The sequence below is a fragment of the Actinomadura kijaniata NBRC 14229 genome, from assembly GCF_001552175.1.
GTDB classification, from domain to species: domain Bacteria; phylum Actinomycetota; class Actinomycetes; order Streptosporangiales; family Streptosporangiaceae; genus Spirillospora; species Spirillospora kijaniata.
The window spans coordinates 1-11,521 of record NZ_BCQR01000252.1 but is presented as its reverse complement, the minus strand read 5'-3'; the positions used below and the strand labels follow the sequence as shown (position 1 = coordinate 11,521).

General features: G+C 73.8%; 7 protein-coding genes. 4 read left to right on the top strand and 3 right to left on the bottom strand.

All coding sequences use genetic code 11. The annotated features are described in order from the left end of the window. Positions 1 to 428 precede the first annotated feature (428 nt). Entirely contained in the window at positions 429 to 1,190 is a 762-nt protein-coding gene (locus tag AKI01S_RS46185; RefSeq protein ID WP_067832771.1) for an IclR family transcriptional regulator, read from the bottom strand. A 219-nt stretch (positions 1,191 to 1,409) separates the two neighbouring features. On the opposite strand from AKI01S_RS46185, the gene AKI01S_RS46180 reads away from it, so the two are divergent. The 3 genes from AKI01S_RS46180 (at position 1,410) to AKI01S_RS46170 (ending at position 5,571) form a co-directional block, all read left to right on the top strand. Then, a complete protein-coding gene (locus tag AKI01S_RS46180; protein WP_067832768.1) occupies positions 1,410 to 3,407 on the top strand; it encodes an acyl-CoA dehydrogenase family protein in 1,998 nt (665 codons plus the stop codon). Positions 3,408 to 3,542: 135 nt separating this feature from the next. Next, complete coding sequence (locus tag AKI01S_RS46175; protein WP_157420634.1) at positions 3,543 to 4,484, top strand: lipoate--protein ligase family protein; 942 nt, start codon at positions 3,543 to 3,545, stop codon at positions 4,482 to 4,484. 352 nt (positions 4,485 to 4,836) lie between these two features. Beyond that, positions 4,837 to 5,571 (top strand): class I SAM-dependent methyltransferase, encoded by a 735-nt coding sequence (locus tag AKI01S_RS46170; RefSeq protein WP_245682071.1) that lies wholly within the window; start codon positions 4,837 to 4,839, stop codon positions 5,569 to 5,571. Between the two features lie 432 nt (positions 5,572 to 6,003). Here AKI01S_RS46170 and AKI01S_RS54515 read toward each other — a convergent pair whose 3' ends face one another. Together AKI01S_RS54515 and AKI01S_RS46160 are read right to left on the bottom strand one after the other, a co-directional pair. Beyond that, positions 6,004 to 8,964 (bottom strand): helix-turn-helix transcriptional regulator, encoded by a 2,961-nt coding sequence (locus AKI01S_RS54515; RefSeq protein WP_281186215.1) that lies wholly within the window; start codon positions 8,962 to 8,964, stop codon positions 6,004 to 6,006. Positions 8,965 to 8,995: 31 nt separating this feature from the next. Then, positions 8,996 to 10,075 (bottom strand): CaiB/BaiF CoA transferase family protein, encoded by a 1,080-nt coding sequence (locus tag AKI01S_RS46160; protein WP_067832759.1) that lies wholly within the window; start codon positions 10,073 to 10,075, stop codon positions 8,996 to 8,998. Positions 10,076 to 10,257: 182 nt separating this feature from the next. Between AKI01S_RS46160 and AKI01S_RS46155 the strand changes: the two genes are divergently transcribed. Then, on the top strand, positions 10,258 to 11,521 hold a 1,264-nt coding region (locus tag AKI01S_RS46155), incomplete at its 3' end, for an LLM class flavin-dependent oxidoreductase (protein WP_067832757.1).

Here is an 11,521-nt window from a genome sequence, read left to right as displayed (position 1 = left end):
CCCCCCGGCAGGGCCCTACACCCACACTTCGGCGGGGGCCCTGCCGCACACCCCGGCGGGCCCTGCTCCCACGCCCTCGTACAGGGGCGCCGCCGCCAGACCTCCGGCAGGGGCGCTGCTCCCGCATCCCCTTCGTGGGGCTCTGCCCCTACGGCCCCGGCAGGGCTCTGCCCCACACCTCGGTAGGGGACTTCGTCCCCTGCGACCCCCTCTTGGAGTGTCGCCCCTTGCCCCCCGGCTGCTCTGGTCGGCTAGGGCCTGTTTCAAAGTGGGCCTCAGCCACGCACGCGAGCGCGTTACCTGACCTGCGGGGCCGACGCCGGAGGCGAGGGCCGCAGGTCAGATCGCGAAGCGATGTCGCGCTCGCCAAGACCTGGTTAGGCGCGAGCCCCGGGCGAGCGCCGTGGGCCAGGGCTTTGAAACACGGCCTAGGAGATCGTCAGGCTCAGGGTGCGTTGGATGCGCCGGGCGGTCTCCTTCATGCGGTGTACCGAGCCCTCGATCTTGGGGAGTTTGCCCGCTCGGCAGGAGATCGCCAGGGCGCCGATCACGGTGCCGGTCGCGTCGGTCACCGGGACGGCCGCGCAGCCGGTGCCGATCGCGTACTCCTCGTGGTCCAGTGACAGGCCGGACGGGGCGGCCAGGGCGCTCATCAGGCGGCGGGGCTCGGTGATGGTGTTCGGTGTGAGGTCGACCAGCGGGTGCCGGGACAGGTAGTCGCGGCGGCGTTCCTCGTCGAGCTGGGCGAGCATGCACTTGCCGATCGCGGTGGCGTGCGCGGCGTCGTCGAACCCGACCCACAGGTCCACGCGCGGGGTGCGCGGGCCGTCGGCGAGGTCGATGATGCGGATCTCGTCGTCCACGAGCATGCCGAAGTAGGACGCCGCGCCCAGCTCGTCGCGCAGTGCGGTGAGGGTCGGGCGGATGCGGGCCAGCAGCTGCTGGGTGCGGCTCTGCCCGTGCAGCGACTGGATCCGGTCGCCCAGCACCCACACGCCGTCGGACAGCCGGGACGCGTAGCCCTCGTGGGCGAGGGTGCGCAGCAGATGGTAGGTGGTCGCCAGAGGGAGGCGGGCCTCGCGGGCGAGCTGCTTGGCAGGCGCCCCATTGGGATGCGACGCCACGACCTCCATGAGTCGCAGCGCGCGCTGCACCGAGGCGATGAGGGTCGGTCTCCGTGTCTCACCCATCACGCACAGCGAACCCCTCTGGCCCCGTTGGGTCAAGGCCTTCGGCTACACATGCGACCATTGGATCACTTCCGGGTGGTCCGGGTGGGCGTTTTCCTGAACTCGGAGGGTGACAAGGAGCTGGTGGAACGGTCCTTTTTCCGCCGATGGGCCTACTCATAAGTACGACCCGGGAGTAACTTCGCGGAAGAGGCGGAGGCTACCACCGAGGAGGCCGCCATGGGCGAGCCGAACCGTACCAGCGCCGGAACCACCAGGGGAACCCACCGGGACGGCCCGCCGGAGGGCCACGTCGACGAGCGGACCGCCCGCCAGGTCGCCGAGGAGGCCCGCGAGACCGAGTGGCGGCAGCCCAGCTTCGGCCGGCAGCTGTTCCTGGGCGACCTCCGCCTGGACCTGATCCACCCCCACCCCCGGCCCGACGCCGAGGCCCGCCGCAAGGGGGAGGAGTTCCTGGCGCGGCTGCGCGAGTTCTGCGCGACCAAGGTGGACCCGGCCGTGATCGAACGTCAGGCCCGCATCCCCGACGAGGTGCTCAAGGGGCTGCGGTCGCTCGGCGCGTTCGGCATGAAGATCCCCGAACGGTACGGCGGCCTCGGGCTGAGCCAGCTGTACTACGGCCGCGCCCTGATGGTCGTCGGGTCGGTGAACCCCGCGCTCGGCGCGCTGCTGTCGGCGCACCAGTCGATCGGCGTGCCCCAGCCGGTGAAGCTGTTCGGGACCCCCGAGCAGAAGGACACCTGGCTGCCGCGCTGCGCCAACGAGATCAGCGCGTTCCTGCTCACCGAGCCCGACGTCGGCTCCGACCCGGCCCGGCTGCGCGCCACCGCCGTCCCCGACGGCGACCACTACGTCCTCAACGGCGTCAAGCTGTGGACCACCAACGGCGTCGTCGCCGACCTGGTCGTGGTGATGGCGCGGGTGCCCGAGGCCGAGGGGCACCGGGGCGGGATCTCGGCGTTCGTCGTGGACATGGCCAGTGAGGGGATCACGGTCGAGAACCGCAACGCGTTCATGGGCCTGCGCGGCATCGAGAACGGTGTCACCCGCTTCCACGACGTGCGCGTCCCGGCCGCCAACCTGATCGGCCGGGAGGGGCAGGGGCTGAGGGTCGCGCTGACCACCCTCAACACCGGTCGCCTGTCGCTGCCCGCGATCTGCGCCGCCTCCGCCAAGTGGGCCGCCGGGATCGCCCGCGAGTGGTCGCGGGAGCGCGTCCAGTGGGGCCGCCCGGTCGGCCGCCACCAGGCGATCGCCAGGAAGGTCGCGTTCGTCACCGCCACCGCCTACGCGCTGGAGGCCATGCTCGACCTGTCCTCGCAGCTGGCCGACGACGAGCGCAACGACATCCGCATCGAGGCGGCGCTGGCGAAGCTGTGGGCCTCGGAGATGGCCTGCCGCGTCGCCGACGAGCTGGTGCAGCTGCGCGGCGGGCGCGGGTTCGAGACCGCCGAGTCCCTGGCGGCGCGCGGCGAGCGCGGCGTGCCCGCCGAGCAGGTCCTGCGCGACCTGCGCATCAACCGGATCTTCGAGGGCTCCACCGAGATCATGCACCTGCTGATCGCCCGCGAGGCGGTGGACGCGCACCTGTCGGTCGCCGGGGACATCATCGACCCCGAGGCCACGCGCGGCGACAAGGCCCGCGCCGTGGCCCGCGCGGGCGGCTTCTACGCGCGCTGGCTGCCCACCCTGGTCACCGGTCCCGGGCAGCGGCCCGGCGCGTACGGGGAGTTCGGGCCGCTGGCCGCGCACCTGCGCTACGTCGAACGCGCCTCCCGCAAGCTCGCCCGCTCCACCTTCTACGCGGCGGGCCGCTGGCAGGGCGGGCTGGAGTACCGGCAGGGGTTCCTGGGGCGGATGGTCGACATCGGGGCCGAGCTGTACGCGATGAGCGCGGTGTGCGTCCGCGCGGTGGCGGACGCCGAGGAGACCGACGCCGGACCGCTGGCGGGGGACGGCGCCACGAGGCCCGGCAAGAAGGCGCTGCTGCTGGCCGACGCGTTCTGCAGGCAGTCGCGCGTACGGGTGGAGGAGCTGTTCGACGCGCTGTGGCGCAACACCGACGAGATGGACTCCAGGCTGGCCGAACGCGTTCTGGAGGGCGACTTCGCCTGGGTGGAGGAGGGCGTGCTCGACCCGTCCATCCCCGGACCGTGGATCGCGCCGTCCACGCCCGGTCCCAGCGAACGCGACGACGTTCACCGTACCGTCTGGTGACGGAGTGTCAGTATTTGAAAACCCTCCGCCTGTGATTTGCGGCCCGCGTCGATAGGTTGCAGATACGTTGCGAACACCCGGTGGAGTACCGGGTCCGCCGAAGGCGGGCAGCGGCGACGACGGGCGGGGGTGCGCATGCTGAGCGTGGTCGTGGACGACTCGCGTGATCCGGCGTGGAACCTCGCGCTGGACGAGGCGCTGCTGCGGTCCTGGACCCCGACGGCCCGGTCGCGCGGGACCGAGCCGTCGTGGCCGCGCCAGCCCGCGCCGCCGGCCGGAGCGGGCTGGGGCCGGCCGCGCCGGGGGCCGGGCGGGTCCCCTCCCTGCTCGCCCCCGGTGCTGCGGGTCTGGCAGAACGCGCCCAGCGTCGTGGTGGGCCGCTTCCAGGAGGTCTCCGACGTCGTCGACCTGACCGCCTGCTCCCGCGACGGGGTGCGGCTGGTGCGCCGGGCCAGCGGCGGCGGCGCGGTCTGCCTCGACTCCGGCGCGCTGGTGTTCACGCTGGTGCGGGGCGCGCCGCGCGAACCGGTCCGGGAGCCCGCCGCCCGCCGCACCGGACCCCACGGGGTCCCGGCCGCCCGTTGCGGGGCGTCCGACGCGCGGGCCTTCGACCCGCGTTCCGGGGCACGGCCCGGCCTCGACGTGCTCGTGGCCACCGCCGTCCAGGCACTCGGCCTCCCGGCCGCCGCGCTCGGGAACGGCACCGTCCGCGCCGCCCGGCTGCGCACCCGCTGGGCCGAGCTGACCCATGTGGCCGTGCACGTCACGCAGGTGCGGCCGTTCGGCCGCTGCTACCTGGCGCCGGGCACGCCGGACGCGGCCCCGCCCACCCTGGCCGAGCTGGGCCTGGAGGTGTCGCTGGACGCGGTGCGCGCCGCCGTGCTCACCACGATCGTGGACGTGTACGGGATCGCCGCCGCCCGCCGCCCCGACCGCCGCGAACGGGAGACCGCCGGTCACCTGCACGCCGTCCGCTACGGCGACGTCACCTGGAACCTCACCGGACGAGGACCGCGGCACCGGCCCGAACGCGTCGAGGCCGCGTCGACCCGGATCCCGGTCGCGCGCTGGAGGTAGGCTGGCCGCCGGGTGAACGTCCGAGTGATGCCGGTGGAGCGCTCCGTGGACTTCTTTCGGCACTTTTGCCCTGTTCAGATGCCGTTCGGCTGCGAAAGGCGTAGCAACGGACGCCGTGAGCGGTCGTGGCGGCTACACTGATCTGAACTTTCGCGCCTGAGATCGGCCGCGTCACTCGCGGTCACACCGATCCGGCGGACGACGAGCTGAACGCCAGCTTGCGAACACGCACCAGCGAGCGGGAAGTATGCATTCACCAGGTCAGAAGAGAAGCGTTGCCGGCACCCTGCTGAAACTGCTGGGCAGCAGGCCTCAAGCACGTCCGGCCGTCCCCACCGCGGGAGACGGCGAGGTGGTCCAGCCCGCGGCCGGTGAGGGCGCCCTGGAGAACCACCTGGGCGGCGACGAGGCCCGCAACTACCGCAAGTACGAATACGACATGGTCGCCCCGCACGTCGGCCGCGCGCTCCTGGAGATCGGGTCGGGTCTCGGCCACTTCTCCGAGCAGTTCGCCGGGCGCCTCGACTACCTGGTGGTCAGCGACAACGACCCCTACTGCGTGGGCGAGCTGCGCAAGCGCTACGAGGGCAACGACGCCGTCGAGGTCATCGACCTGGAGCTGCCCGCCGAGATCCAGATCCGCCAGAAGGTGGACACGGTCGTCATGATGAACGTCCTGGAGCACATCAAGGACGACGTCCAGGCGCTCCGGGACCTGGCCTCGGTGACCCTGCCCGGCGGCCGCATCGTCATCTGGGTGCCCGGCTACATGCAGCTGTACGGGGACTTCGACCGCAAGGTCGGGCACGTCACCCGGTACACGCCCGCCACCCTGGAGAAGTCGGTCCGCGAGGCCGGGCTGGTCCCCGAGGTGCTCAAGCCGATCAACCTGCTGGGCGGCGTCGCCTGGTGGTTCGCGGTCCGCCGGGGCGGCGCGGGCTACCCCGACCCCCGCCTGGTCAAGATCTACGACCGGACCGTCATCCCGGTGACCCGGGCGATCGAGCGGCTCGTGCGGCCGCCGTTCGGGCAGACGGTCTTCTGCGTGGCGCGCGTCCCCGAGGACGCCAAGGACGGCGCGGAGTAGAACGCGCCCCCTTCGACGTGAGGGACCCCCGCCGGCGCACGCCGGCGGGGGTTCCGTCGTTCCCGGGCCCAGGTGCATACTGTGACCAGGCGTTCTCCCCGATGCCCCCGGACGCGCGGCGCCCGCCGGCCGGGCCCCGGCCTCTAGGTATCCGGGGGTATACCCATGCGCCGTCCCCGGCGCCCCGGACCCCTCTATCGGTAAGCCGGTTCGGCATGTCTCCGGATGCCCTTCGCGGCCGCGGTCCCGGAGACTGGAGAAGCCGATCGGGACACGGCCCCGCCTCTCGGAGCGGAGAAGTACCGCGTACTTCCACGGGACCGTGTCCGGAGAGGCAGCCACTGAAGTTCCCGTGTGGTCCGACGATCCGGTGACGAGGGCCAGGGAGGGGAGGTCCTCGTCACCGGGTCCGGACCGGGCCCGCGGGCCCGGTCAGCCCACCGGCTCCCGGAACAGTCCGAGGCGGTGCGCGGTGGCGGCGGCCTCGCCCCGGGACGCGACGCCGAGCTTGCCCAGGATGTTGGACACGTGGACGCTGGCGGTCTTGGCGGAGATGAACAGCGCCTTGGCGATGTCGCGGTTGCTCTGCCCGTCGGCGACCAGCCGCAGCACCTCCAGTTCGCGCGGGGTGAGACCGAGCGACGCGCCGTTGGCGTCCCCGGGCCGGGCGGGGCCGCCCAGCCGGGCGCGGCGCGTCAGGTCCGCCACGCGTTCCAGCAGCAGCCGCGCGCCCAGCTCGCGGGCCAGGTCGTCGGCCTCCCGCAGCCGGACCCCGGCGGTGTCCCGGTCGCCGTCGTGGATCGCGGCCAGCGCCGCCCACAGCAGCGTCACCGCGAGGTTGTACCGCTGCCCGATGTCCCGCCACGCGGTGCCCGCCAGGTCCCAGGCGGAACGCTCCAGCACGCCGTCGGCGGCGGCCGCCGCGGCCGAGTAGGTCAGCCGCCACGCCTCCTGCAACGGGCCCTGCACCGACAGCGCGGCGACGCGTTCGGCCAGCAGCGGCAGCGCCGGCCGGTCGTCGAGCACGGCGGGCGCGGCCGGGGCCGTCCCGCGCAGCCCGGTGCCGCGCAGCTCGGCGCAGGCCATCGTGGCGAGGGTGAGCACCGGCCAGGCGTACCGGGCGTCGTCGGGCAGCTCGGGACACTCCAGGACCGGCCCCGCCGCCGCGACCGCGTCGGCGAACCGGCCCTGCTCGATCCGCAGCGCCGCCTCCAGCCGCAGCGCCGCGAACAGGTCCTGGGTCTTGCGCCAGGTCACCTCCCGGGCCGACCGCAGCCACGACTCGGCCTCGGCCAGGTCGCCGCGCCCCACCGCGACCTCGCCGCTCAGCACGAACAGCGAGGTGCGGATGCTCATCGGCGGCGCCTGCTCCATCGCCTTGCGCAGCACGGCGCGCGCCTCGTCCCAGCGGCCCAGCGACACCAGCGGCTCGGCCTGGTTGGAGGCCAGGATCGACCCGCGGGTGCGGCCCACACCGTTCTCGAACGCCTGCTCCAGGCCCGCGCGCGCCACCGCGATGGCCAGCTCGTGCTGCCCGGCCCCCTCGTAGAAGTGCGAGCGGGTGACGGCGACCTGGAGCTGGAGCTCCTGGTTGCCGGACTCCTCGGCGATGTCGCGGGTCCGCCCCAGCCACACGCCGCCCTCGCCGGCCATGCCGCCGGTGGAGTAGTCGAAGGAGTAGTTGAAGTCCACGCAGGCCAGCGCGTGCAGGGCGTGCGCCTCGACGATCCGGTCGCCCAGCGCGCGGGCGATCCGCAGCGACTCGCGCGCCGCCTCGCGGGCCTCCTCGGTGCCGTGGATGAGCCGCCCGAACCGGGCCAGCGTGATCAGCGCGTCGGCGCGGGCCCGGGTCGGCGGCTCGGCGGGCAGCAGCGCCACCGCCGTGCGCAGGTCCTCGATGAAGCCGGGCCGGGCCAGGTCGAAGGACATACGGCCGCGGTGCGCCAGCAGGTCGGCGCGGACCGCCGCGTTCTCCGGGCCGGCGCCGACCTCGCGCAGCGCGGCGGTGACCAGCTTGATGCCCTGCTCGAACTCCCCGGCCAGCTCGGCGGCGCGCACCGCCTCGCGCAGCACCTCGACATGGTCGGCGCCGATGCGCTCGGCGGCGTCCGGCACCCGGTCCCAGAGCTGGAGGACGCGCTGCTTCATCGCCAGGCTCTCGGCGTGCGCGGCGGCCTTCCTGGTGTCGGCGGCGGCCTTCCAGGCGCTCACCAGCGCCCAGGTCGCGTCGTGGGCGGCGTTCCAGTGGTGGCTGAGCTCGATCCACAGGCGGCCGGGCGGGACCAGTCCGGCGTCGTTCTCCAGGGCCTGCGCGTAGCGGGTGTGCAGGCGGGTGTGCTCGCCGGGCAGCAGGTCGTCGTGGAGCGCCTCGCGGATCAGCGCGTGCCGGAACGCGTACCCGTCGCCGTCCACGACCAGCACGTTCGCGGCGACGGCGGGCCGCAGCACGCGGGTGAGGCCCGCGTCGTCCAGGCCGGTGACCGCCGACAGCAGCCGGTGCTCGATGCGGGTGCCGCCGCCGGACGCGTCGCGCAGCGCGTCCTGGGTCTCCTCCGGCAGCCGCTGCACCCCGGCCAGCAGCAGGTCGCGCAGCGACTCGGGAAGCTCGCAGGCGAGGGTGCCGTCGGAGTCCAGCAGCGCCTCCACGAACAGCGGGTTGCCCTCGCTGCGGGCGTAGACGCGGTCGAGCAGGTCGTGGTCGGGCTCGTGGCCGAGGATGCCCGCGCACAGCGCGGCGACGTCGTGCCGGGCCAGCCGGGAGACGTCCATGCGCCGGACGCGTTCCACCCGGCCCAGCTCGGCCAGCATCGGGCGCAGCGGGTGGGAGCGGTGCAGCTCGTCGGCGCGGTACGTCACGACGATCAGCAGCGGGGCCGAGCCGACGTTGCGGATCAGGAACGACAGCAGGTCGCGGGTGGAGCGGTCCGCCCAGTGCGCGTCCTCGATCACCAGCGCCATCGGGCCGGACTCGGCGAGCCGCTCCAGCAGCGTCAGCACCAGCTCGAACATGCGGGCGCGCTCCTCGGCGGAGGCCGCCTGGGTGTCCGGGTCGCCGAACTCCGGCAGCAGCCGCGCCAGCCCGCCGGTGTCGCCGCGCGGCAGCAGCGCCGCGACCCCGTCCAGGCCGATGTCGCGGACCAGCCCGCGCAGCACGGTCGTGAACGGCGCGAACGGCAGACCGTCCGAACCCAGTTCCAGGCATCCGCCGACCAGCATCCGCCCGTTCCGGTCGCACTCGACGACCGACCGGAACTCCCGGATCAGCCGGGTCTTGCCCAACCCGGCCTCCCCGCCGACGAGCACGGCCCCCGGCGCGGCGTCGAGCGCCCGCGTCAGCTCCGCCAGCTCGATCGCCCGCCCCACCAGAACAGGACCCATCCCATGCGCGCTCACGCTTCTCAGGATGCCAGGCGAACCGGACGAATCACTCGATATTCCAATCCGTGGACAGCCAGCCCTGCCCCCGGTGCTCATCCAGCTCGGCCGTGCCGTTCCGTGTGGGGGAACCACCCCCGCGATCCTGGGCGAACGGAACGACGCGGACGACGTCGCCGACGGTCCGGGTGGGGGAGGTGACGCCGCGTTCGCGGAAATGAGGGTGGGTCAGCATCTCCGCGCGGGTCAGGACGGGGGCCACCGGCGCCCCGGCGGCGGTCAGGCGCTCCAGCGCCTCGTCCCGGGTGAGGCGGGCCACCGCCGCGGCGACGGCCTTGTCCAGCTCGGCGACGCGGGCCAGGCGTTCGGGGAACGGCACGTCGGCGTGCTCGGCCAGGCCGAGGGCGCGGCAGGTCGTGGACCAGAGGCGCTGCTCCGACACCACGCCGAGGGTGACGCGTTCGCCGTCGGCGGTCGCGTAGACGCCGTAGCCGGGGACCGGGCCCGTGCCGTCGGCGGGACGGGAGGCCTCCGGAACGGTGGCGACCCAGTGGGCCACCACGTCGGCCATGGCCAGGTCCAGACGGCTGCCGACCCCGGTCGCGCGGGCCCGCAGCGCCCCCGCGGTGATCGCGAACGCCGCCATCGTCGCCGCCGCCATGTCCGCCACCGGCAGCTCGTCGGCGGTGGGCGGGGGAGCGTCGGGCCCGAGGGCGGCGGCGTAGGCGCGGTAGTTGACGTCGTGCCCGGGAACGTCCCGGAGCGGCCCGTCGGCCCCGTAGCCCGACAGGGAGCAGTAGACGATCGCGGGGTTGAGCGCCCGGACCGCGTCGTCCCCCACCCCGAGCCGGTCGGCGACACCGGGCCGGAAGCCCTCCACGAACACCTCCGCCCCGGCGGCCAGCTCCAGGCAGCGTTCCCGTCCGGCGGCGGACTTCAGATCGAGCGCGACGCTGCGTTTGCCCTGGTTGAGCAGGTCGAAATGGGACCGGAACGCCCGCATGGGCTCCCCGCCGGGCGGCTCCACCTTGATCACATCCGCCCCCTGCTGCGCCAGCAACTGGGTGGCGTACGGCCCCGGCCGCCACATAGTGAGATCCAGAACCCGCAACCCGTCCAGCAGCCCCATCACATCTCCTCCCACGCGAGCTCCAAGGTGCCGCGCCCGGGAAGACATAGTCAAGCGAGCGCTTGGTTAACAGGGCGGAGCCCGCGCCCGTGAGCCGGGGCCGCCCGGTGGCCGCGGTCGTTGACGGGGTGTCCAACGCGGGGGACGCTGGCGGGTGGTCGATGGTCCGGAGGGGGTCCGCGATGCGGTTTTCCATCTTCTACGAGCACCAGTTGCCCCGGCCCTGGGACGAGGGGGCGGAGGCGCGGCTCTATCGGGACGCTCTGGAGCAGGTCGAGCTGGCCGATCGGCTCGGGTTCGACCACGTGTGGGAGGTCGAGCACCACTTCCTGGAGGAGTACTCGCACTCCTCGGCCCCGGAGGTGTTCCTGGCCGCGGCGTCGCAGCGGACGCGGCGGATCCGGCTGGGGCACGGCATCGTGCAGCTTCCGCCGAACGTCAACCACCCCGCCCGGGTCGCCGAGCGCGTCGCCACGCTCGACCTGGTGTCGGGCGGGCGCGTCGACTTCGGGACCGGGGAGTCCAGCTCCAGCGCCGAGCTCGGCGGGTTCGGGGTGCGGCGGGCCGACAAGCGCGAGCAGTGGACGGACGCGATCGACGCGATCACCCGCATGTTCGTGGAGGAGCCGTTCGCCGGGTGGCGGTCGCGGTGGCTCCAGATGCCGCCGCGCAACGTCGTCCCCAAGCCCGTGCAGAAGCCGCACCCGCCGCTGTGGGTGGCGTGCTCGCGGCGGGAGACGATCGAGTTCGCGGCGCGCAACGGGATCGGGGCGCTGTCGTTCTCGTTCGTCGAGCCCGAGGACGCGGGCCGCTGGGTGGACGCCTACTACCGGATCATCGAGTCGGAGGAGTGCGTCCCGGCCGGGTTCGCGGTGAACCCCAACGTCGCCGTCGTGCTGCCGATGATGCTCCACGAGGACGAGGCCACCGCCATCGAGCGGGGCATCGACGGCGCGCACTTCTTCGGGTTCGCGCTGGCCCACTACTACGGCACCACGCCGCACGACCCGGGGCGCACCGACATCTGGGACGCGTTCCAGCGGCGGCGCGCCGCCCAGGGCTTCGACCGCGACCAGATCATCGCCAACGCCGAGGCGCTGCGGGTGAACGTCGGCTCGCTGCGCGGCGCGGTCGGCACCCCCGACCAGGTCGCCGACCTGATCCGCCGGTACCAGGCGGTGGGGGTGGACCAGGTCTCGTTCGTGCTCCAGTCCGGGCCGAACCGGCACGAGCACATCATGGAGGCCCTGGAGCTGTTCGGGAAGCAGGTGCTGCCGCGCTTCACCGAGGGGCGGGAGGAGCGGGAGGCGGCCAAGGCGGAACGGCTCGCGCCCGCGATCGAACGCGCCCTGGCCCGCCGCGACCCGCCCCGCACCCTGCCGCCCGGCTACCGCATCGACGAGGAGGCCGAGATCCTGCGGGCGCGGCGGGCCGCGCGGCGGCCCG

Coding starts and splice junctions, on each gene's coding strand:
- AKI01S_RS46180 (WP_067832768.1), top strand. CDS start 1,410: ATGGGCGAGCCGAACCGTACCAGCGCCGGAACCACCAGGGGAACCCAC.
- AKI01S_RS46160 (WP_067832759.1), bottom strand. CDS start 10,075: ATGGGGCTGCTGGACGGGTTGCGGGTTCTGGATCTCACTATGTGGCGG.
- AKI01S_RS46185 (WP_067832771.1), bottom strand. CDS start 1,190: ATGGGTGAGACACGGAGACCGACCCTCATCGCCTCGGTGCAGCGCGCG.
- AKI01S_RS46175 (WP_157420634.1), top strand. CDS start 3,543: ATGCTGAGCGTGGTCGTGGACGACTCGCGTGATCCGGCGTGGAACCTC.